The sequence below is a fragment of the Variovorax sp. RKNM96 genome (genome assembly GCF_017161115.1).
GTDB lineage: Bacteria > Pseudomonadota > Gammaproteobacteria > Burkholderiales > Burkholderiaceae_C > Variovorax.
Map to the genome: position 1 here is coordinate 6,453,787 of NZ_CP046508.1, position 21,214 is coordinate 6,475,000.

Genomic DNA, 21,214 nt, shown 5'->3' on the forward strand with positions numbered 1-21,214 from the left:
TGCTAGCCTTCGCGCCCTATGCCGGCACTGCCCCAAGAACGAAAGCGAACGATCGGCCCGTCGCTGGGCCAGACGGCCGACGAGATCGCCCCCGACCTGATCGGCCTCCTGCACCGCAACGCTTCCGCCGAAGAGTTCGCCGCCTGCCTCGCGCATGTCGAGGCCCTGCCCGATGCGCTGCAGCGCAAGTCCGGCCTGGTGGAACTGGTGCGCATGGCGATGGCCTTGCGCAATCGCCTCGAGCTTCATGAGCAGCGCGAGCGCGGCATGCTCGCGGTGATCGAATCGGCGCAGGATCTCTCCAGCCGCCTCGATCTCACGGGCCTGCTCCGGGCCATCGTGAGCCGCGCGCGCAAGCTGATGGGCGCGCACCTGTGCTGGCTCACGATCTACGACGCTGCGAGCGGCGAGTTCCAGGTGGTGGTGGCCGACGGTGCCATCTCGGACCGCACCGGCAAGATGACCGCCGGCAGGAACCTGGGCGTCGCGGGCATCGTGATGTCCACGCGCCTGCCCTTCTTCACGCCCGACTACCTGCACGACAACCGCTTCGTGCACGACCCCGCGCTGGACGACACCTTCAGGGACGAAGGCGTTGCCGCACTGGTCGGCGCGCCGCTGATGTGCGACGACAACGTGATCGGCCTGCTCTTCGTGGCCGACCGCTACCACCGCACGCACACGGCGCTGAACGTGTCGATCCTCTGCACGCTCGCCACGCATGCGGCCGTCGCCATCAACAACGCCAAGGCGTTCGCGGAAGCGAAGACGGCGCTGGAGAACGCAGACCTCGCGCGCGCGGAACTGGAGCGGCATGCGCGCGACGTGCAGGAGGCGGCCGAAGCGCACGAGCAGCTGACCTCGCTGCTTGCCAAGGGCGCGTCGCTCGGTGCGCTGTGCGAATCGGTCGCGCAGCTTCTCAACGGCAGCGTGCTGGTGCTCGACGAAGCCAGCGAAGTGATCAGCCGGGCCACGGCACCGGGCTACACCGGCACGACGGCGGATGCCTACGCGCCGCACGACGCACACAGCGCCGCGCTCGCACAGGCCCTGCGCGAGAGCCGCCAGGCCGGCCGCTCGGCCGTCGCCTTCAGCCACGGCGGCGAGTTGTGCCGCGCGATCGCGGTGATCGGCGGCAACGACGTGCTCGGCGCCGTGCTGCTCTTCCGGCACGAGGACCTGCGCGACATCTCGCTGCGCACCTTCGAGCGAAGCTCGAGCGTCATCGGCGTGGTGCTGCTGTCGCAGGAGCGCGTGGAAGCGAGCAAGAGCCGCGATGTGTCGACGCTGCTGCACACCCTCATCTCGCCGAGGCAGGACGAGCCGGCCCTGACGCAGGATCGCGCCGAACGCTTCGGCCTCGACCTGTCGCAGCCGATCTCGTTGATGGTGGTCGAGATGGAGCAGCCCCGGCCGGGCTTCTGGGCGCGGCGCCTCAGGGCGGGCGCGCCCCTGTCCGACCTCGTGATGGACGAGGTCGACGGCGTACTCGTCATCGTGTGCGGTGCGACGAAGGCGCAGGACGTGCTCGCGCAGTTCACCGCATTCGCCCGCAGCGAGCTCGGCGATGCCTACCGGGGCGTGCTGTCGAGGCCGGTGCGCACGCCCGCCGAGATGCCGGCGCTGTACGCGACGCTGCGGCGTGCGCTGTCGGTGCTGGGACGGCTGGGCATGCGCGGCAACATCGTGGCGCAGAACGAGATGGCGCTGTATTCCGTGCTGTTCGAGACGCACGACCAGGCGAGCCTGAACACATTCCTGAACGCGACCATCGGCACCGTGATGAGCCACGACAGGAAGCGCGGATCGGAGCTGACCGCCACGCTCCTGGCCTACTTCGACAACAACCAGAACGCCAAGACGACCGCCGCGCGCATGGGCATCCACGTCAACACCGTGCGGCAGCGGCTGGCGAGCGTGGAGGAACTGCTCGGCCACTGGGGCAACGCGAGCCGGGCGCTGGAGATCCACGTGGCGCTGCGGCTCTGGAGCCTGGGGATGTCGGGCGAGGCGCCGGCGCTCGAAAACGCCTGAGCCGCGTCGGACGCGCGCCTCGAAAGAGAATCCGGCACCATCGGCCGCAACTCCAAAATCCACTCGACCTCGACCTCGACCTCGACCTCGACCTCGACCTTGCCCATGCCGCACCCTGTTCGCGCCTCGACGCGCCTCTGCGCCATCGCCTGCCTGTGCGCCCTCGCCGCCCCGGGGAAGGCGCAGCTCTCGGTGCTTTCGCCCACGAAGGCTGCCACGACCACCGAACGCAACATGCGCGGCCTCGCGCGCCCAGCGAGCCCCGACGAGCTGCCCGCGCCTTCCTCGCCGATCGCCCTGACCCTGGGCAAGACCACGCGGCAGGAAGCCGAACTCGCATGGATCGCCCAGGGCAGCAAGATCGTCCGGTCCGGCGCGTTGGGCGTCGGCGGCAGCGGCCTGGCCGACTACCACGTGCGCAAGGGCGTGCCCGAGATCGTGCTGACCGATGTGGCCGGTGTGGACTTCGAAGGCTTCACCGTTGCGCGGTACGCCTTCATCGAAGACGTGCTCTATGCCATCGAAACGCCGCTGTATGCCAGGACGCCGCGCAGCGAGACGCCATTCAAGGCGCTCGATGCGACGCAGTTGCAGGCGCTGGCGAGGAAGCTCGAGGCCATCTACGGCGCACCCACCAGGACCGGATTCACCCCTCGCGCGGGCAAGGAAGCCGACGTCCTGACCTGGGAGACCCCGCAGGGAACGCTGACGCTGGTGACCAACGACTTCTTTGCGCACCTGAGCCTTCGGGACGCCGAACTGCAGAAGAAGGCAAAGGCCTTCGCCCGGGCTGCCTGCGACCAGGCCACGGCCTGCTGAGCGCGAAGACACGCACCGGTCAGTTCAGCCAGTTCGGAACGCTGGCCACGGCCTGGATGCCGTAGCAAGGGCGTTCGCTCCTTCAGGAAATCACCAGTCCGGTGCATCCGGACTGGCACGTCGCTTGCATAACCTGACCACTTGCTCTGATTAAGCGGTCAAACACACCATGCGCGTGCTCGTCGTCTACTGCCACCCGGTCGAAACCAGCTTCCATGCGGCCCTGCACCAGGAAGTGCTGAAGAACCTGCGCGCGGCCGGGCACGAGGTGGACGACTGCGACCTGTACGCCGAGGGCTTCAATCCGGTGCTCTCGCGCGAGGAGCGGCTGGGCTACCACGACGTGCCGGCCAACCAGCTGCCGCTCCAGCCGTATGTGGAGCGGCTGCAGTGGGCCGAGGGCATCGTGTTCTGCTTTCCGACCTGGTGCTTCGGGCTGCCCGCGATGCTCAAGGGCTACTTCGACCGGCTTTTCATGCCGGGCGTGGCCTTTGACATCAGCGACCCGGCCAACGTGAAGCCGATGCTCACGCACATCACCCGCATCAGCGCCGTGGTCACCTACGGCCGGCCGCGCTGGCTGGCCTGGTACATGGGCGATCCGCCGCGCAAGATCGTCACGCGGTACATGAAGCGGCTCACCGGGCAGCGCGCCAAGGTGGACTACCACGCCCACTACCACATGAACGTGGCGACCGAGCCCCAGCTCAAGCGCTTCATGGCGCGCGTGGGGCAAGCCATGGCGCGCTTCGCATGAACGCGCCCGTGCTGCTCGACAACGCGCGGCTGCCGCGCTGGCTGCTGCCGCCTGACTGGCCGCAGCGCGATGGCGTGCCGGTGCTGGCGCGCATCGCACTCGACGCGGGACGCGTGCAATCGGTGCGCCCCGCCGATGAAGCCGTGCCCTCCCCCGAAAGCTGGGACCTCGCCGGCACCCTCGTGCTCCCCGGCTTCGTCGACGCCCACACGCACCTCGACAAGGCCTTCACGCTGCCGCGCATGAAGCATGTGCAGCCGGGCCTGCTTGGCGCCATCGACGCGATGCTCGCCGACCGCGTGCACTGGAGCCCCGCCGATGTGCGCGAGCGCGCCGCGCGCGGCCTGCAGTGGGCCTGGGAATGCGGCACCACGCATGTGCGCACGCACGTCGACTGGTGGGAGCCCGATGCGGTGCCGCTCGCCTGGCCGGTGCTGGCCGAACTCGCAGAAGAATGGGCAGGCAGGGTGCGGCTGGAGCAGGTGAGCCTCATCAAGCTGCCGCTCTTCGAAGACGCGGCGCAGGCGCTGCGCCTCGCGAAACAGGTGAAGGCCACAGGGCCGCATGCGCTGCTCGGCGGCTTCGTGCATTCGACCAACTGGAGCGAGAACGCGCTGCGCAACCTGCTGAATGCGGCGCAGGCCTGTGACCTCGACATCGACCTGCACGTCGACGAGGAACTCAACGCCGCGGCGGTCGGCCTGCAGACCACCGCGCGCCTGCTGCGCGAAATCGGCTTCGAAGGCCGCGTGGTCTGCGGCCACATCTGTGCACTCGCGGCGCAGCCCGAAGCACAGGCCTTCGCCACGCTCGATGCGGTGGCGCGCGCGCCGATCACCGTGGTCTCGCTGCCCGCCACCAACCTGCTGCTGCAGGACGCGGTGACGGGCCGCACGCCGCGACTGCGCGGCATCACGCTCGTGAAGGAAGCGCGCGAGCGCGGCATTCCGCTGCTGTTCGCGAGCGACAACGTGCAGGACCCGTTCTGCCGCCTCGGCAGCTTCGACCCGGTCGAGGCGCTGGGCACGGCCGCGCTGGTCGCGCAGCTCGATGAACCCTTCGACAACTGGTCGCAGGCGCTGTGCCGCAGCGACTGGCTGCAGCGCGCGCCCGCCACGACGACTCCTACGCTGGTCGGCGCGAAAGCCGACCTGGTGCTTTTCACGCAGGCCGATCGCCACGGCTGGCCCTCGCGCACCGCCACCCGCGTGGTGCTGCGCGACGGCCGCGTGACGCACGGCGACGCCACACCCTTCTTCCCCAAGTAAAGAACAAGCAAGGACTCCCATGCTCCACGGCTACATTCCGCCCCACCGCTTCCTGCCCTACCTGAGCTGGACCGAAATCGCGGCGCTCCCCGACCGCGAGAACACGGTCATCGTGCTGCCCTGCGGCGCCATCGAGCAGCACGGCCCGCACCTGCCGTGCTCGGTCGACAGCGTGATCGCCTCGGGCGTGATGGGCAAGGCGCTCGAAAAGCTGCCCGCCGAGGTGCGCGCGTTCGCGCTGCCCACCATCACCTACGGCAAGTCGGAAGAGCATCTGCACTTCCCGGGCACGATGACGCTGACCGGCACCACGCTGCTCTCGACGGTGACCGAGATCGGCGAATCGGTCTACCGCGCGGGCTTTCGCAAGCTCCTGTTCGCCAACGGCCACGGCGGCCAGCCGCAGGTGCTGGAGATGGCGGCGCGCGAACTGCGGCTGCGGCATGGCGACTTCGTGGTGGTGCCGCACGGCGTGTCGCGCTTGCCGAACGCGTCGAGCAAGCAGATCAGCGAACAGGAAAAGCGCCTGTCGATGCACGCCGGCCATTCCGAGACCGCGCTGATGCTCGCGCTCGCGCCCGATACGGTGCACATGGAGCGCGCGGCGGCCAACTTTCCGCCGCCCTTCCCGATCAAGCTGCTGTCGGCCGACGGCCGCCCGGCCTGTGCATGGACCGCGCGCGACTTCGGTCCGAGCGGCGTGATCGGCGACCCGACCAGCGCCACGCGCGAACAGGGCATCGAGATTCTGGAGACGCTTTCCGACAGCTGGGTGCAGGCGCTGACCGAGCTGCATGCGCTGCGCTGGGTGGTGCGCGAAGAGCCCACCTGGGAGCGCGGCCATCAGCAGGGTTTCATCCAGCCATCGTTCACGCCGGCCTGAGGCGCGCTCCTTGCATCGGCTTCGTTCTTCTTTTTCATCCTGCCTTCGAGAGGTCCCCACCATGCGTTCCTTCGCTCTTTCCCTGGCCGGCGCCGCCGCGCTTTCGCTCCTCACGGCCGTCGCCCCCGCGCAGGCCCAGGACAAGTTCACCTACATGACCAACTGGTACGCGCAGGCCGAGCACGGCGGCTTCTACCAGGCGGTGGCGCAGGGCATCTACAAGAAGTACGGCCTGGACGTGACCATCAAGATGGGCGGCCCGCAGGTCAACATCACGCAGATGATGGCGGCCGGCCAGGCCGACTGCATCATGGGTTCGAGCGACATCCAGATGATGCAGGTGCGCGAAGGCGGCGTGCCGGTGGTCAACGTCGCGGCCTTCTTCCAGAAGGACCCGCAGGTGCTGATCGCGCACGACGACGTGAAGAAGTTCGAGGACCTCAAGGGCAAGACGCTCCTGATCGGCGCGCAGGCCAACCGCGGCTACTGGCCGTGGCTCAAGGCCAAGTTCGGCCTCACCGACGAACAGACACGGCCCTACACCTTCAACATCCAGCCCTTCGTGGCGGACAAGAACACCGCGCAGCAGGGCTACCTGACCTCGGAGCCCTACGCGATTCAGAAGGCCGGCGTGAAGAGCACCGTGCTGATGTTCAGCGACCACGGCTTCCCGGCGTATGCGACCACGGTGTCGTGCATGGAGAAGACGGTGAAGGAGCGCAGCAAGCAGGTCGCCGCTTTCGTGAAGGCCTCGGCCGAGGGCTGGAAGAGCTACCTCGCCGACCCGGCGCCCGCCAATGCGCTCATCAAGAAAGACAACCCCAACATGACCGACGACCAGCTGGCCTACAGCGTGGCCAAGCTCAAGGAGATGGGCATGGTCACCGGCGGCGATGCGGCCAAGCTGGGCATCGGCGTGATGACCGATGCGCGCTCGAAGGCGAGCTACGACTTTCTCGTGAGCGCCAAGCTGCTGGACCCCGCGAAGGTCGAGCTGGCCAAGACCTACACGACCGAGTTCGTGAAAGACGCCAAGGTCCTGCCCTGAATTTCGCCGCTCCATGAATCGCATCGAACCCCACACCCTCGCGCCTCCGACGGCCCCTGCCGTGCCCGCGGTGGAAGTGCTCTCGGCCGAGAAGACCTATCCCAACGGCACGCAGGCGCTGCTGCCGGTGGACCTGTCGATCGCCGAAGGCGAGTTCGTCACGCTGCTCGGCCCGTCGGGCTGCGGCAAGAGCACGTTGCTGAAGATGGTGGCGGGCATGCTGGAGTCGAGCGACGGGCGGCTGCTGGTGTGGCGCAAGCCGGTGAGCCAGTTGCATGACAGCGCGCGGCGCATGTCCTTCGTGTTCCAGTCGCCCACGCTGATGCCGTGGGCCAGCGTGCAGACCAATGTGCGGCTGCCCCTCGACCTGGCCGGCGTGCCGCGCAAGGAGGCCGATGCGCGGGTGATGGAATCGCTCGCGCTCGTGGGGCTCGAAAAGTTCGCCGGCGCGCTGCCGCGTGCGCTGTCGGGCGGCATGCAGATGCGCGTGTCGATCGCGCGCGGGCTGGTCACGCAGCCCGATCTGCTGCTGATGGACGAACCCTTCGGCGCGCTCGACGAGATCACGCGCCACAAGCTCGATGCCGACCTGCTCGAGCTCTGGCGCAAGAAGAAGCTCACGGTGATCTTCGTGACGCATTCGATCCATGAAGCGGTGTTCCTGTCGAATCGCGTGGTGATGATGGCGGCGCGGCCGGGGCGCGTGGTGGAGCAGTTCCAGATCGACGAGCCCTATCCGCGCAGCGCCGATTTCATGGTGACGCCCGAGTTCGCGAAGCATGCGAAGCGGCTGCAGGACAGCCTGCTGCGCGCGAGCAATGCCGACGAGGAGCACGCACGATGAAGCGCCCACCCCTCCTGAACCAGCCGCGCGTGCAGCGCGTGCTCTATCCGGTGCTGATCGGCGTGGTGCTGGTGGCGCTATGGCAATGGATGGTGGTAGCGATGGAGCTGCCGCCCTATCTGGTGCCCTCGCCGTACCTAATGATGCAGACGCTGGTGACCGACTGGGTACCGCTGGGCAACGCGCTCCTGGTCACGCTCAAGATCACCGTGCTGTCTTTCGCGCTGGCGACGGTGGCAGGCGTGCTGATCTCGTTCCTCTTCGTGCAGAGCAAGCGCATCGAGACCGCTCTCTTCCCGTACGCGGTGCTGCTGCAGGTGACGCCCATCGTCGCGGTGGCGCCGCTCATCATCATCTGGGTGAAGAACCCGGTGGCGGCGATGACGGTGTGCGCGGCGCTGGTGGCGCTGTTCCCGATCATCAGCAACACGACGCTGGGCCTGCGCAGCATCGACCCCGACCTGCAGAGCTACTTCAAGCTGAACCGCGCCACGCGCTGGCAGCAGCTGGTGCGCCTGCGCATTCCGAGCGCGCTGCCGTACTTCTTCGGCGGGCTGCGCATCTCCAGCGGCCTCGCGCTGATCGGCGCGGTGGTGGCGGAGTTCGTCGCGGGCACTGGCGGCTCGGGCGCCGGGCTGGCTTACCAGATCCTGCAGGCCGGCTTCCAGCTCAACATTCCGCGCATGTTCGCGGCCCTGTTGCTGATCTCGCTGACCGGCGTGGCGCTCTTCGTGCTGATGGCCTGGCTCACCAAGGTGGCGCTGGGCTCGTGGCACGCGAGCGAACTTTCCCAAGACTGACCTTGCAGACATTCACGACGACCATGAACGCTCCCGTTTCTTCCATCGAGCAGTTGCTGCTCGAACTGCCTGACCTCGACTGGATCACCGACGAAGGGCGCGTCACGCGGCTCTCGCAGGACTTCTCGTGGTTCAGCCCCGTGTTGAACCGCCAGCTGAAAGACAAGCGCGCCGACGTCGTCGTGCGACCGCGCAGCGAAGACGAGATCCGAGCCGTGGTGGGTGCATGCGCGCGCCGCGGCGTGCCGATCGTCATCCGCGGCAGCGGCACCGGCAACTACGGACAGACCACGCCGCTCGCGGGTGGCGTGGTGCTAGACATGACGGGCTACAACGCGTGCCTCTGGGTGCAGCCGGGCGTGGCGCGCGCGCAGGCCGGCATCCGGCTCGGTGAACTAGAGAAGCAGACGAAGCCTTCGGGCCAGGAAATGCGCTGCGTGCCGTCGACCTACCGCAGCGCGACGCTCGGCGGGCTTTTCGGCGGTGGCTTCGGCGGCGTGGGCTCGATCAACTACGGGCCGCTCGGCGCGCCCGGCAACGTGCTCGGCATCCGCGCGATGACGATCGAGGCGGAGCCGCAGGTGGTCGAGCTGCGTGGCGCCGAGGCGATGCGCATGCACCACCTGTGGGGCACCAACGGGCTCGTGCTGGAACTGGAGATTGCATTGGCGCCCGCGCACCCGTGGCTCGAGACGCTGGTGACTTTCGACAGCTTCGAGAACGCGCTGCACTTCGCCGACAAGCTCGCGAATGGGCCGGGCATCGCGAAGCGCGAGATCGCGTTCTTCGCAGCGCCCATCTCCGATCACCTGGCGCAGCTCGTGGCGCACCTGCCCAAGGGCTGCCACACGGTGCTGTCGCTGGTGGCGGAATCGTGCGAGCCCGCGCTGTTGCAACTGGTAGAGGCGCACGGCGGCACCGTGAGCTACCGCAAGACGGCAGCCGAGGTGCAGAAGAGCAACCGCACGCTGATGGAGTTCACCTGGAACCACACCACGCTGCATGCGCTGAAGGTCGATCCGACGCTCACCTATCTGCAGAGCGGGTTCATCCCCGGCAAGCACGTCGAGCAGATCATCGAGATGGAAAAGCTGCTGGGCGGCGAGGTGATGATGCACATCGAGTTCATCCGCAACGTCGCGGGGCTCATGACCTGCAGCGGTCTGCAGTTAGTGCGCTTCAGCACCGAGGAGCGGCTCGCGGAAATCATCGACATCCACCGCGCGCACAACGTGCACATCAACAACCCGCACGTGAACATCGTGGAAGACGGCAAGGCCGGCGGGCCGCTGCCGCCCGAGATCATCGCGGTGAAGAAACGCTTCGATCCGATGGGCTTGCTGAACCCCGGCAAGCTACGCGACTGGCCGGTGCGGCCAGCGGCCTGAAGGCGCTCAGCGCTGGCGGCGGCCCAGCGCGAAGGCGATGCCGACGATGGCGAGCATCGCGATCCACAGCGGCCACAGGCCGAACGGCGCCACCCAGCGCGCGTAGGGCGTGAGCCCGGTGCGGCCTTCGACAGGCGCTTCGAGCACGCCGCGCGTGAGGCGCGGCAACTGGTGCGTCACGCGGCCCTCAGCGTCGATGACGACGGTGGCGCCGGTGTTGGTGGCGCGGACCATCGGCCGCGCGAATTCGAGCGAGCGCATGCGCGAGATGGACAGGTGCTCGTCGATGGCGACCGAGTCGCCGAACCACGCGATGTTGCTCACGTTGAGCAGGATGGTCGGTGCCTTGGCCTCGTCGCGGAAGTTCGCGCCGATCTCGTCGCCGAACAAATCCTCGTAGCAGATGTTCGGCGCGATGCGCTGGCCCTGCCAGATGAACGGTGCCTGCGCGAGGCCGCCGCGCTGGAAATCACCGAGCGGGATGCTCATCATCTGGATGAACCATCGAAAGCCCGGCGGAACGAATTCACCGAAGGGCACGAGGTGGTGCTTGCTGTACTGGTAAGGCTGCGCGGCACCGGGCTGGAAGCCGAGCACGGCGTTGCTGTAGCCCGCGCGCCCACCCAGCGGCAGGCCGACGATGGCCGCCTGCGTGCCGCTGCTGTAGCGCGCCTGGATCGCTTCGAGGTAGCCGACCGGCAATTGCTGGGGCAGCAGCGGCACGGCGGTTTCTGGTGTGACGACGAGCGAAGCCTTGGCATCGCGCAGCTGTTCGCCATACCAGCGCAGGGCGGTCTCGATGCCGCCGCCGGGGATGAATTTCTCGTCTTGCGGGATGTTGCCTTGCAGCAGGGCGACCTGGAGGCTGCCGGTGCTGGCGCCGCGCAGCGAGGGTGCGACGTGTGGCAGTCCGAACACGAGTGCGATCAGAACCAGTCCCAGAACTACCTCGGCGCGCCGTGCAAGCGAGCCGAGTGCGATGAGCGCCACCGTGAGTGCCGCGACGGCGCCGATGCCATAGACGCCGATCCACGGTGCCCAGAGCGCCAGCGGACCTTCCACATGCGCGTAGCCGCCGGCGCCCCAGGGGAAGCCGGTGAACCAGCTGCCGCGCACGAGCTCGGCGAGCGTCCAGACCGCCGCGAAGACCAGCGCTCCCGTCACGCGCCCCTTAGGGCCTCGCACCACGAACCATGCGGCCGCCACGGCGTAGTACAGCCCCAGCGCGGCAGCGAGCGCCAGCACGGCGATGGCCGCCAGCGGCGCCGGCAGGCCACCGTAGGTGTGCAGCGAAATGAAGAGCCACCAGAAGCTGCCGGTGAGCCAGGCGGTCGAGAAGAGCCAGGCGTGAAGGCCGGCGCGGCGCCAACCGGCGCCCTCGGCGCGCAGGCTGCCGAGCAGCCAGACCAGCGCGCCCATCGAGAGAAGCTGAAGCCACCACAGCGGCCTGCCGTCGCCGGGCCATGCGATCGACAACGCCTGCGCGAGGCCAGCCAGCGCGAGGCCGGGCAGTCGAAACCGGGCAAGGGCGGAAGAGGCGCGAGAGGTGCGCGCCGTCGCTGCTGCGGGCAGCGGCATCAGTCGGCCGCGTCGCCGCCGCGGGCTGGCGACACCTTGAACCAGCGCACCGCGCCGCCCTTGGTGTGCAGCACCACGAAGTCGAAGCCGCCCATCGCATGGTGCTCGCCGCGCTTGGGCACGTGGCCCATCTCGTGGGCGATCAGGCCGCCGATGGTGTCGAAGTCTTCGCTCAGCTGCTCTTCGTCGAAGGTGATGCCGAAGGCCTCGGCCACGCGCTCGATGGGCGTGTCGCCCGAGACGCGGTAGGTGTGGTCGGCCAGGCCGAAGATGTCGCCCTCGTCCTCGGCGATGTCGAACTCGTCCTCGATCTCGCCGACGATCTGCTCGAGCACGTCCTCGATGGTGATGAGTCCGGCCACGCGGCCGAACTCGTCGATCACGATGGCCAGGTGGTTGCGGTTGCCGCGGAACTCGCGCAGGAGGTCGTTCAGGCCCTTGCTCTCGGGCACGAAGGTGGCCGGTCGCAGCAAGGCGCGGATGTTCAGGCCCGGCGCGCGCTGCAGCTTGAGCAGGTCCTTCGCGAGCAGGATGCCGATGATGTTTTCTTTTTCGCCCTCGTACACCGGGAAGCGCGAATGCGCGGTGTCGATGATGAGGTGCAGGAGCGCGTCGAACGGCGCATCGATGTTGATGGCATCCATGCGCGGGGCGGCCACCATCACGTCGCCGGCCGTCATGTCGGCCATGCGCAGCACGCCTTCGAGCATCACGCGCGACTCGGCGCCGATCACCTCGTTGTCCTCGGCGTCGGCCAAGGTTTCGATCAGCTCGTCGCGCGAGTCGGGACCGGGGTGGATGAATTCGGCAAGCTTCTGGAGGAAGCCGCGCTTGTCTTCCCGTTCTACGGGTGCGCGTTCAGGGTGAGGTTCGGCCACTGCGGGAGGGCGGAGTTGAGGAGGGGCAAGGATAACGGATTGCGTGTGACACGCTCTACCGCACGCCCGGCATAGGCCGTTTCGGGGCCTTCGGAGCACTCAAGGGGCGGATTTGCTCCGCGCGTCTCTCATGCCGCTGCGCACTTCCTGCAGGCTCGCGAGGAAGGCCCAGAACTGCTTGGCACGGCTCTTCAGGGCGAAGTCGACCGCCGCATAGTGTTCCAGCGAGATCTGGCTCATGCGGCTGTCGAAGGTGGCCTCCGGCAGTTGCAGATGCGCTTCGGCTTCGGAGCCGCTGCGCACCACGGTCGCGCCGGCGTTGCGGGCGATCTTGAGCATGGCAGCGTTTTCGCTCAGCGCATGGATGAAGAGCATGCCCACGCCTTCGTTGCGGGCGACGACCACCGCGCGCTCGAAGAGGCGCGCGCCGTAGCCGCGGCCGCGGGCGTGCGCGGAGACCGAGACGCCGAATTCGGCGCAATCGCTGTGCTGGTCGCCGGGCGCGAAGGCCAGGTGGGACATCGCGATCAGCTCGAGGCGGCGGTTGTAGATGCCGAACATCTCGTCGCGCTCGAAGTCGAGGCTGTCGACATAGCGCTGGATCTGCTCGTCGGCCGCGGCGTAGCCGAAGCGCAGGTAGCGGTCGTGGGGGGTCAGCGCCAGCAGGTGCTGCGCGATGCGCTCCCGCTCGCGCGGGCCGATCGAGCGGATCGGCACCATGACGGGCTGGGGCGACGAGACGGCGCGTGGCTGGGTCTCAACCATCGGCGCTTTCAGGAAAGAGCCGAGGCCGAGAGACGCTTTGAGGAGGGTCTTGGCGGTAAGCATGGCTCGAATGTAAGGGTTTTCCCTTAATCAACAAGCCAGCAGGGACACTTCCAGGACACATTCGTGACCCAGTTCCAGGACGCGTGGCGCCCGAGCAACCAGTCTGTGGTTAAACAGGCACAGCTGTTGTGGCCTTGACACGGTCCAGCACGAAGCTGGTCTTGCAGTCTTCCACGCTGGGGTGCTTGAGCAGGGTGTCCATGATGAAGCGGCTGTAGTGCGCCATGTCGGCCACCACGACGCGCAGCAGGTAGTCCATGTCGCCCGTGAGGGCCGCGCATTCGACCACCTCGGGCCAGGTCTGGACGCTGGCGCGGAAGAGGTCCATCGGGTTGCGCTTGTGGCTTTCGGTGTGCTTTTCGAGGCGCACGTTGAGGTAGGCGGTCAGGCCCAGGCCGATGACTTCGGGGCGCACAAGGGCGACGTAGCGGTCGATCACCCCGCTCTCTTCCAGGCGCTTGACCCGCCGCAGCACCGCGCTGGGCGACAGGCTGACCTGCTCCGCGAGCTGGTCGTAAGTGGCGCGCCCGTCTGCTTGCAGCGTGCGCAAAATGAGCCCATCAATCTTGTCGAGTGCTTCCATTCTTCTATTTTTGCAGTTTTACTGCGCGTTTGCCACCAAAGGCGCCCGACAACGCTGAAAACCTGAGCGCCATCCAACCTACATTGCAGCACTGGCGTTTTTCGCCTATCTCTTATCTATCGATCCCCCACCTTCTGGAGACCGCACATGAGCCAAGCCGACGCACCCGCCTTCACCCCTTGGGAGAACCCCATGGGCACCGACGGCTTCGAATTCATCGAGTACGCGGCACCGGACCCGGTCGCCATGGGCAAGGTGTTCGAGCGCATGGGCTTCACGGCCGTGGCCAAGCACCGCCACAAGAACGTGCTGCTGTACCGCCAGGGCACGATCAACTTCATCCTGAATGCCGAGCCCGATTCGTTCGCGCAGCGCTTTGCGCGCGAGCACGGCCCGAGCGTCTGCGCCATCGCCTTCCGCGTGCAGGACGCCAAGCAGGCCTACGAGCGCGCCACCGCGCTGGGCGCCTGGGGCTTCGCCGACAAGGCCGGCCCGGGCGAGCTGAACATCCCCGCCATCAAGGGCGTGGGCGACAGCCTGATCTACCTGGTGGACCGCTGGCCCGGCAAGAACGGCGCGCAGCCGGGCGACATCGGCAACATCGGCTTCTACGACGTCGACTTCGAGGCGCTGCCGGGCGTGTCGCCGCAGCAGGCGCTGTCGCCGGTGGGCAATGGCCTCACCTACGTCGACCACCTGACGCACAACGTGTACCGCGGCCGCATGAACGTGTGGGCCGGCTTCTACGAGAAGCTCTTCAACTTCCGCGAGATCAAGTACTTCGACATCGAAGGCCAGGTCACCGGCGTGAAGAGCAAGGCCATGACCAGCCCCTGCGGCAAGATCCGCATCCCGATCAACGAAGAGGGCAAGGAGCAGGCCGGCCAGATCCAGGAGTACCTGGACATGTACAAGGGCGAAGGCATCCAGCACATCGCGATGGGCTCGGACGACCTGTACGCCACCGTCGATGCGATGCGCGCCAAGGGCGTGGTCCTGCTCGACACCATCGACACGTACTACGAACTGGTCGACAAGCGCATTCCAGAGCATGGCGAAAGCGTGGCCGAGCTGAAGAAGCGCAAGATCCTGATCGACGGCAAGAAGGACGCGCTGCTGCTGCAGATCTTCAGCGAGAACCAGCTGGGCCCGATCTTCTTCGAGTTCATCCAGCGCAAGGGCGACGACGGCTTCGGCAACGGCAACTTCAAGGCGCTGTTCGAGAGCATCGAGCTCGACCAGATGCGCCGCGGCGTGCTGACCGCCGCAAAATAAGGGCCCTTTCAACCGCCCCTATTGCCCAGGAGTTCGCATGCGCAGCAGCAAGTCTTCGATCGGTCTGACCTTCATCGCGGCGGCTGCCGCCGTTCTCTCGGGTTGCGCAGTGGCGCCGGCGGCAACGCCGGTGGCCGCCTCCCACCTGGACGCGGTGCAGAAGGCCGCGGTGCTGCGCATCTGCACGCCGGGCGACTACAAGCCCTTCAGCTTCCAGAAGACCGATGCCTCGTTCGAGGGCATCGACGTCGACCTGATGACGGGCTTCAGCGCGAGCCTCGGCGCCAGGCCCGAGTGGGTCAAGACCACCTGGGCCAACCTGCTGCCGGACCTGGCCGCGGGCAAGTGCGACATCGCGGTGGGCGGCGTGTCGGTCACCACCGATCGCCAGAAGCGCGCCTTCTTCAGCGCGCCCTACATGGTCAACGGCAAGACGCCGATCGCGCGCTGCGCCGACGTGGCCAAGTACCAGAGCGTGGCGGCCATCGACCAGCCTTCGACGCGCGTGATCTTCAATCCGGGCGGCAGCAACGAGCGCTTCGCCCGTACCAATTTCAAGCAGGCCAGGCTCACGCTGCATGGCGAGAACGTGACGATCTTCGACGAGATCCTCGCGAACCGCGCCGACGTGTTCGTGACTGAAGCGGCCGAAGCCATCACGCAGCAGAAGCTCAAGCCGGGCCTGTGCGCGGTCAACCCCGACAAGCCGCTGCAGTACGGCGAGATGGCCTGGATGCTGCCCCGCGACGACGTGGCCTTCAAGTCGTACGTCGACCAGTGGCTGCACCTGCAGCAGGCCGGCGGCGACTTCCAGCGCGTGATGGACCGCTGGCTCAAATAACCAGAGAAACACAATTCCCATGGACACCCCTGCCGCCGCTGCTGTTGTCACTCCCGCCGTCTATGGCGCATCCGATCGCCCGCCGCGCGGCGACTACTCGCGCGGCGGCTCGGTGCAAGCCGACTACACCTGCCCGCAGGACTGGGCCAGCTACACGGCGGCCGATCACGACACCTACAGGCGGCTCTACGAGCGCCAGGCCGCGCAGTTGCCCGGCTTGGCCTGCGATGCATTCATCAATGCGCTGCCGTCGCTCGGCGTGAAGGACCGCATCCCGCGCTTCGAGGAAATCAACGAGCGGCTGCACAAGGCCACCGGTTGGGAAATCGTCGCGGTGCCGGGGCTGATTCCGGAGCTGCCGTTCTTCACCCTGCTCGCGAACCGCAAGTTCCCGGTGACCGACTGGATCCGCAAGCCCGAAGAGTTCAACTACATCGTCGAGCCCGACGTGTTCCACGACCTCTTCGGCCACGTGCCGATGCTGTTCGACCCGACCTTCGCCGACTACGTGCAGCGCTATGGCGCCGGCGGCATCAAGGCGCACGAACTGGGCGCGGGCGAGAAGCTCTCGCGGCTGTACTGGTACACGGTGGAGTTCGGCCTGATTCGCCAGCCTGAGGGCCTGCGCGCCTACGGCGCCGGCATCCTGAGCTCGGTGGGCGAACTCAAGCACGCCGTGCTCAGTGGCGAGCCGCGCCGGCTGCCGCTCGATCTGCTGCGCGCCATGCGCACGCGCTACAAGATCGACACCTACCAGAGCAACTACTTCGTGATCGAGAGCTTCGCGCAGCTGTTCGATCTCACGGCGCCCGACTTCACACCGATCTATGAAGCACTGAAGGTCAAGGCCGACATCGAAGCCGGCGTGCTGCTGCCGGGCGAGACCGGCAAGGCCTGATCCGCACTGTCCGCGCTATCGCCTGCGCGACACCGCGCACAGGCACCCTAGGACAAGCCCGCTGGTGGCTGGGAGCGCCTCGCTCCCACAATCCGCGCCAAAGGAGCTTGCATGCAGACATCCGCGCGACAAAACTATCCGGCCGGTGTGCCCGAGGAAATCAATCCCGAGCAATACCGGTCCCTGCCCCACATGTTCGAGGAGGCGTTCGGTCGCTACAAGGACCGGCCGTTCTCGGTCTGCATGGAGCGCTGGATGAACTACGGCGAGCTCGACGTGCTGTCGAAGGCGCTGGGCGCCTGGCTGCAGTCGAAGGGACTCGAGCCAGGCGCGCGGGTGGCGATCATGCTGCCCAACATTCCGCAGTTCGCAGTCACGATGTGCGGCGTGCTGCGCGCGGGCTATACCTGCGTGAACGTGAATCCGCTCTACACGGCGCGCGAGCTGGAGCATCAGCTCAAGGACTCGGGCGCGACGGCGATCGTCATCCTCGAGAACTTCGCGTCGACGCTGGAGCAGGTGATCGAGCGCACGCCGGTGAAGCATGTCGTCATGACCTCGATGGGCGATCTGCTCGGTGGCCTGTATGGCGCGTGGATCACGCTGGCCGTGCGTCACCTGGCGAAGATGGTGCCGCCATACAAGCTGCCGCTGAGCGACGGGCGCACGGTGACGCCGTTCACGCAGGCGATCTCCGAGGGGCGCGGGCGCACGCTGGCGGCTGACCAGAGCACGCTCGATTCGATCGCCTTCCTGCAGTACACCGGCGGCACGACCGGCCTGTCGAAGGGCGCAGTGCTGACCCATCGCAACATCGTGGCGGCGACGCTGCAGGCCGAAGCGTGGTTCACGCCGGCGTTGTCCCGCGCTGGTGACCTCGCGAAGGTCAACAGCATCGCGGCGCTGCCGCTGTATCACATCTTCGCGCTGACGCTGTGCCTGCTGGTGATCCGGCAGGGCTCGCACATGACGCTGATCCCGAACCCGCGCGACTTCGACAAGTTCATCGCGGTGCTGAAGAAGCGGCCGTTCCACATGCTGCCGGCGGTGAACACGCTGTTCAACGCGCTGCTGATGCACCCGCAGTTCAAGACGATCGACTTCTCGACGCTGTTCGTCTCGCAGGCCGGCGGCATGGCCGCGTCGGAAGGCACGGCGCGCAAGTGGTTCGAGGCGACCGGCTGCCCGATGATCGAAGGCTGGGGCATGAGCGAGACCTGCGCGATCGGCACGAACAATCCGGTGTCGAACACCAAGTTCACCGGCACCATCGGGCTGCCGCTGCCAAGCATCGAGATCGCGATCAAGGACGACGAGGGCAATTCGGTGCCTGTCGGACAGTCGGGCGAACTCTGCATCAAGGGCCCCAATGTGATGAGGGGCTATTACAACCAGCCTGCCGAGACTGCCGCCGCGTTCACCGCCGATGGCTTCATGCGGACGGGCGATATCGCCGTGATGCAGGAAGATGGCTACAGCCGCATCGTCGACCGCAAGAAGGACATGATCCTGGTGAGCGGCTTCAACGTGTTCCCGAACGAGTTGGAGAACGTGATCTCGCTATGCCCTGGCGTTGTCGAATGCGCCGCTGTGGGAGTGCCCGATGAGAAGCAAGGCGAGGCGATCAAGGTTTTCGTGGTGCGCAGGGACCCGAACCTGACCGAAGACGCAGTGCTGCAGTACTGCAATGGACAGCTCACGGGCTACAAGCGGCCGAAGCACATCGAGTTTCGCGATTCCTTGCCGAAGACCAATGTTGGGAAGATCCTGCGGCGTGAGCTTCGCACCAGTGCGAGCGCCTGAATGAGCAGTGCCGCGGCGGGCGCCGGCTTGCCGGCGAATGTCGTTGTGTTCGAGCGGGGGTGGCTGTCGTCGAACAACATCCTGTTCGTCGGGGCGGACGAGACCGCGCTGGTCGATACCGGCTATGCCACGCATGCCGATCAGACATTGGCATTGGTCGAATCGGCGCTGGGCGCCCGGCCGCTGGACCGCGTGCTGAATACGCATTTGCACAGTGACCATTGCGGTGGGAACGCCGCGTTGCAGCAGCGCTATCCGGCACTTCGAACGGATATTCCCCCGGGGGAAGCGGCGCTGGTGGAGCGATGGGATGAGAGCGGGCTGAGTTTTCTCGCGACGGGGCAGACTTGTCCTCGTTTTCGGTTCACCGGGTTGCTGCAACCTGGAACGGAATGCCTGCTTGGCGACAGTGCATGGGAAGTCCACAGTGCGCCTGGCCATGATCCGCATTCGATCATCCTGTTCGATCCGGTCTCGCGGACGGTGATCTCCGCGGACGCGCTGTGGGAGAACGGTTTTGGCATCGCGTTTCCCGAGCTGGCGGGGGAGCCGTCTTTCGACGAAGTGGCCGCGACGCTGGATTGCATCGAGAAGTTGGCGCCGCTGCAGGTGATTCCTGGACACGGTCGCGTATTCAATGAAGTTGGCAGCGCCTTGATCACGGCGCGCCGACGTCTCGATGGACTGCAGCGTGATCCGGTGAAACACGCCCGGCATGCCATCAAGGTGCTGATGAAGTTCAAGCTGCTGGAAATGCAGCACATCGCCCTTGAGGATTGGGCGAACTGGCTGCGAGCTACACCGTACCTGGACGCTATTCGTCTTCGTTTCTTTGCGGGTGAGGAATTGAATCAGCTGACCGAGGATATCTTGGCCGAATTGGTAGCCGGGGGTGCGGCGGAGATGGATGCTTGGGGTATTCGAAATACCTGAATCCCATCCGCTCGAAGTAGAAGAAGCGCGTCATCCAAGATGTACGCGCTTTTTAATTTCTCGATCTTTGGGATTTCAAATGCAAAAAACCCCAGTCATTGCTGACTGGGGTTTTCTGGGCTGTAAGAGCCTGACGATGACCTACTTTCACACGGGAACCCGCACTATCATCGGCGCTGAGTCGTTTCACTGTCCTGTTCGGGATGGGAAGGAGTGGTACCAACTCGCTATGGTCATCAGGCATAAAGGGTAGTCTGGTTGATCACATGATCAATCAAACGAATTCATAGAGTTTGGAATCAGCGCGCAATTGTCTTGCGCTTGCTTGAATGTATTTTGAATGCGTCAACTTGGCATAACACCTTGATCATGATGATCAAAGTTATAGGGTCAAGCCGCACGAGCAATTAGTATCAGTTAGCTTAACGCATTACTGCGCTTCCACACCTGACCTATCAACGTCCTGGTCTTGAACGACTCTTTAGGGGGCTCAAGGCCCCGGCAGATCTCATCTTGAAACGAGTTTCCCGCTTAGATGCTTTCAGCGGTTATCTCTTCCACACTTAGCTACTCGGCAATGCCACTGGCGTGACAACCGATACACCAGAGGTGTGTCCACTCCGGTCCTCTCGTACTAGGAGCAGGCTTCCTCAAATCTGCAGCGCCCACGGAAGATAGGGACCAAACTGTCTCACGACGTTTTAAACCCAGCTCACGTACCTCTTTAAATGGCGAACAGCCATACCCTTGGGACCGGCTACAGCCCCAGGATGAGATGAGCCGACATCGAGGTGCCAAACACCGCCGTCGATATGAACTCTTGGGCGGTATCAGCCTGTTATCCCCAGAGTACCTTTTATCCGTTGAGCGATGGCCCTTCCATACAGAACCACCGGATCACTATGTCCTGCTTTCGCATCTGCTCGACTTGTCAGTCTCGCAGTTAAGCACGCTTATGCCATTGCACTATCGTCACGATGTCCGACCGTAACTAGCGTACCTTCGAACTCCTCCGTTACGCTTTGGGAGGAGACCGCCCCAGTCAAACTGCCTACCATGCACTGTCCCCGATCCAGATAATGGACCTAGGTTAGAACCTCAAACACACCAGGGTGGTATTTCAACGTTGGCTCCACAAGATCTAGCGACCCTGCTTCAAAGCCTCCCACCTATCCTACACAGATCTGTTCAAAGTCCAATACAAAGCTACAGTAAAGGTTCATGGGGTCTTTCCGTCTTTCCGCGGGGAGATTGCATCATCACAAACATTTCAACTTCGCTGAGTCTCAGGAGGAGACAGTGTGGCCATCGTTACGCCATTCGTGCAGGTCGGAACTTACCCGACAAGGAATTTCGCTACCTTAGGACCGTTATAGTTACGGCCGCCGTTTACTGGGACTTCAATCAAGAGCTTGCACCCCATCATTTAATCTTCCAGCACCGGGCAGGCGTCACACCCTATACGTCCACTTTCGTGTTTGCAGAGTGCTGTGTTTTTAATAAACAGTCGCAGCCACCGATTTTTTGCAACCCATTCATGCTTCGTTGTTCACTACACACTAATAGGGCACACCTTCTTCCGAAGTTACGGTGTCAATTTGCCGAGTTCCTTCTCCTGAGTTCTCTCAAGCGCCTTAGAATACTCATCTCGCGCACCAGTGTCGGTTTGCGGTACGGTCGTATATAGCTGAAGCTTAGTGGCTTTTCCTGGAACCTCGTTCAGTCACTTCACGGACAAGTCCGCTCGATCGTTGGC

At 65.4% G+C, this 21,214-nt stretch carries 18 protein-coding genes and 2 rRNA genes (1 of these 20 cut by a window edge); 14 read left to right on the forward strand and 6 right to left on the reverse strand.

All coding sequences use genetic code 11. The features are described from left to right. The first annotated feature begins 18 nt into the window (after positions 1–18). From GNX71_RS30090 to GNX71_RS30130, 9 genes are all read left to right on the forward strand, one after another. Positions 19–2,034 (forward strand): helix-turn-helix domain-containing protein, encoded by a 2,016-nt coding sequence (locus tag GNX71_RS30090; protein WP_206175809.1) that lies wholly within the window; start codon positions 19–21, stop codon positions 2,032–2,034. A gap of 105 nt (positions 2,035–2,139) precedes the next feature. After that, positions 2,140–2,853 (forward strand): hypothetical protein, encoded by a 714-nt coding sequence (locus GNX71_RS30095; RefSeq protein WP_206175810.1) that lies wholly within the window; start codon positions 2,140–2,142, stop codon positions 2,851–2,853. 169 nt (positions 2,854–3,022) lie between these two features. After that, positions 3,023–3,610: an NAD(P)H-dependent oxidoreductase gene (locus tag GNX71_RS30100; RefSeq protein WP_093442117.1), complete on the forward strand. Its 588-nt coding sequence runs from the start codon at positions 3,023–3,025 to the stop codon at positions 3,608–3,610. After that, positions 3,607–4,878 (forward strand): amidohydrolase family protein, encoded by a 1,272-nt coding sequence (locus GNX71_RS30105; protein ID WP_206175811.1) that lies wholly within the window; start codon positions 3,607–3,609, stop codon positions 4,876–4,878. The genes GNX71_RS30100 and GNX71_RS30105 overlap by 4 nt, the downstream gene beginning before the upstream one ends. Before the next feature lie 19 nt (positions 4,879–4,897). After that, complete coding sequence (locus tag GNX71_RS30110) at positions 4,898–5,761, forward strand: creatininase family protein (protein ID WP_206175812.1); 864 nt, start codon at positions 4,898–4,900, stop codon at positions 5,759–5,761. 61 nt (positions 5,762–5,822) lie between these two features. After that, positions 5,823–6,809, forward strand: a complete 987-nt coding sequence (locus GNX71_RS30115; protein ID WP_206175813.1) for an ABC transporter substrate-binding protein — start codon at positions 5,823–5,825, stop codon at positions 6,807–6,809. A 13-nt stretch (positions 6,810–6,822) separates the two neighbouring features. Then, complete coding sequence (locus tag GNX71_RS30120; protein ID WP_206175814.1) at positions 6,823–7,653, forward strand: ABC transporter ATP-binding protein; 831 nt, start codon at positions 6,823–6,825, stop codon at positions 7,651–7,653. Next, a complete protein-coding gene (locus GNX71_RS30125) occupies positions 7,650–8,453 on the forward strand; it encodes an ABC transporter permease (protein ID WP_206175815.1) in 804 nt (267 codons plus the stop codon). Before GNX71_RS30120 ends, GNX71_RS30125 begins: the two co-directional genes overlap by 4 nt. A 23-nt stretch (positions 8,454–8,476) precedes the next feature. Next, entirely contained in the window at positions 8,477–9,841 is a 1,365-nt protein-coding gene (locus GNX71_RS30130) for an FAD-binding oxidoreductase (protein WP_206175816.1), read from the forward strand. A gap of 6 nt (positions 9,842–9,847) precedes the next feature. Here GNX71_RS30130 and lnt read toward each other — a convergent pair whose 3' ends face one another. The 4 genes from lnt to GNX71_RS30150 all read right to left on the reverse strand — a co-directional run bounded on the left by lnt (position 9,848) and on the right by GNX71_RS30150 (position 13,708). Continuing rightward, positions 9,848–11,419: an apolipoprotein N-acyltransferase gene (gene lnt / locus GNX71_RS30135; protein WP_206175817.1), complete on the reverse strand. Its 1,572-nt coding sequence runs from the start codon at positions 11,417–11,419 to the stop codon at positions 9,848–9,850. Beyond that, positions 11,419–12,297 (reverse strand): transporter associated domain-containing protein, encoded by an 879-nt coding sequence (locus GNX71_RS30140; protein ID WP_206175818.1) that lies wholly within the window; start codon positions 12,295–12,297, stop codon positions 11,419–11,421. The genes lnt and GNX71_RS30140 overlap by 1 nt, the downstream gene beginning before the upstream one ends. A 99-nt stretch (positions 12,298–12,396) precedes the next feature. Beyond that, complete coding sequence (locus GNX71_RS30145; RefSeq protein WP_206175819.1) at positions 12,397–13,125, reverse strand: GNAT family N-acetyltransferase; 729 nt, start codon at positions 13,123–13,125, stop codon at positions 12,397–12,399. 109 nt (positions 13,126–13,234) lie between these two features. Beyond that, positions 13,235–13,708 (reverse strand): Lrp/AsnC family transcriptional regulator, encoded by a 474-nt coding sequence (locus tag GNX71_RS30150; RefSeq protein WP_206175820.1) that lies wholly within the window; start codon positions 13,706–13,708, stop codon positions 13,235–13,237. Positions 13,709–13,855: 147 nt separating this feature from the next. On the opposite strand from GNX71_RS30150, the gene hppD reads away from it, so the two are divergent. The 5 genes from hppD to GNX71_RS30175 all read left to right on the forward strand — a co-directional run bounded on the left by hppD (position 13,856) and on the right by GNX71_RS30175 (position 19,458). Then, positions 13,856–14,983 carry a 4-hydroxyphenylpyruvate dioxygenase gene (hppD, locus tag GNX71_RS30155; RefSeq protein WP_206175821.1) on the forward strand — a complete coding sequence of 376 codons (1,128 nt, stop codon included), beginning with the start codon at positions 13,856–13,858 and terminating at the stop codon, positions 14,981–14,983. A gap of 37 nt (positions 14,984–15,020) precedes the next feature. After that, positions 15,021–15,824 carry a transporter substrate-binding domain-containing protein gene (locus GNX71_RS30160; RefSeq protein ID WP_206175822.1) on the forward strand — a complete coding sequence of 268 codons (804 nt, stop codon included), beginning with the start codon at positions 15,021–15,023 and terminating at the stop codon, positions 15,822–15,824. Between the two features lie 19 nt (positions 15,825–15,843). Beyond that, entirely contained in the window at positions 15,844–16,722 is an 879-nt protein-coding gene (gene phhA, locus GNX71_RS30165) for a phenylalanine 4-monooxygenase (RefSeq protein ID WP_206175823.1), read from the forward strand. Positions 16,723–16,833: 111 nt separating this feature from the next. Then, a complete protein-coding gene (locus GNX71_RS30170; RefSeq protein ID WP_206175824.1) occupies positions 16,834–18,525 on the forward strand; it encodes an AMP-binding protein in 1,692 nt (563 codons plus the stop codon). After that, a complete protein-coding gene (locus tag GNX71_RS30175; RefSeq protein WP_206175825.1) occupies positions 18,526–19,458 on the forward strand; it encodes an MBL fold metallo-hydrolase in 933 nt (310 codons plus the stop codon). It abuts the gene before it with no gap. 128 nt (positions 19,459–19,586) lie between these two features. On the opposite strand, the gene rrf is transcribed toward GNX71_RS30175, so the two are convergent. Beyond that, a 5S ribosomal RNA gene (gene rrf, locus GNX71_RS30180) occupies positions 19,587–19,699 on the reverse strand. Between the two features lie 145 nt (positions 19,700–19,844). Then, positions 19,845–21,214: ribosomal RNA gene (locus GNX71_RS30185) — 23S ribosomal RNA — on the reverse strand; it runs 1,504 nt beyond the window's last position.

Excerpts from the sequence above, each read along its gene's own strand:
- GNX71_RS30115 (WP_206175813.1), top strand. The coding sequence starts at position 5,823 with ATGCGTTCCTTCGCTCTTTCCCTGGCCGGCGCCGCCGCGCTTTCGCTC.
- lnt (WP_206175817.1), bottom strand. The coding sequence starts at position 11,419 with ATGCCGCTGCCCGCAGCAGCGACGGCGCGCACCTCTCGCGCCTCTTCC.
- GNX71_RS30145 (WP_206175819.1), bottom strand. The coding sequence starts at position 13,125 with ATGCTTACCGCCAAGACCCTCCTCAAAGCGTCTCTCGGCCTCGGCTCT.
- GNX71_RS30100 (WP_093442117.1), top strand. The coding sequence starts at position 3,023 with ATGCGCGTGCTCGTCGTCTACTGCCACCCGGTCGAAACCAGCTTCCAT.
- hppD (WP_206175821.1), top strand. The coding sequence starts at position 13,856 with ATGAGCCAAGCCGACGCACCCGCCTTCACCCCTTGGGAGAACCCCATG.
- phhA (WP_206175823.1), top strand. The coding sequence starts at position 15,844 with ATGGACACCCCTGCCGCCGCTGCTGTTGTCACTCCCGCCGTCTATGGC.
- GNX71_RS30170 (WP_206175824.1), top strand. The coding sequence starts at position 16,834 with ATGCAGACATCCGCGCGACAAAACTATCCGGCCGGTGTGCCCGAGGAA.
- GNX71_RS30150 (WP_206175820.1), bottom strand. The coding sequence starts at position 13,708 with ATGGAAGCACTCGACAAGATTGATGGGCTCATTTTGCGCACGCTGCAA.
- GNX71_RS30095 (WP_206175810.1), top strand. The coding sequence starts at position 2,140 with ATGCCGCACCCTGTTCGCGCCTCGACGCGCCTCTGCGCCATCGCCTGC.
- GNX71_RS30175 (WP_206175825.1), top strand. The coding sequence starts at position 18,526 with ATGAGCAGTGCCGCGGCGGGCGCCGGCTTGCCGGCGAATGTCGTTGTG.
- GNX71_RS30160 (WP_206175822.1), top strand. The coding sequence starts at position 15,021 with ATGCGCAGCAGCAAGTCTTCGATCGGTCTGACCTTCATCGCGGCGGCT.
- GNX71_RS30090 (WP_206175809.1), top strand. The coding sequence starts at position 19 with ATGCCGGCACTGCCCCAAGAACGAAAGCGAACGATCGGCCCGTCGCTG.
- GNX71_RS30125 (WP_206175815.1), top strand. The coding sequence starts at position 7,650 with ATGAAGCGCCCACCCCTCCTGAACCAGCCGCGCGTGCAGCGCGTGCTC.
- GNX71_RS30130 (WP_206175816.1), top strand. The coding sequence starts at position 8,477 with ATGAACGCTCCCGTTTCTTCCATCGAGCAGTTGCTGCTCGAACTGCCT.
- GNX71_RS30110 (WP_206175812.1), top strand. The coding sequence starts at position 4,898 with ATGCTCCACGGCTACATTCCGCCCCACCGCTTCCTGCCCTACCTGAGC.
- GNX71_RS30120 (WP_206175814.1), top strand. The coding sequence starts at position 6,823 with ATGAATCGCATCGAACCCCACACCCTCGCGCCTCCGACGGCCCCTGCC.
- GNX71_RS30105 (WP_206175811.1), top strand. The coding sequence starts at position 3,607 with ATGAACGCGCCCGTGCTGCTCGACAACGCGCGGCTGCCGCGCTGGCTG.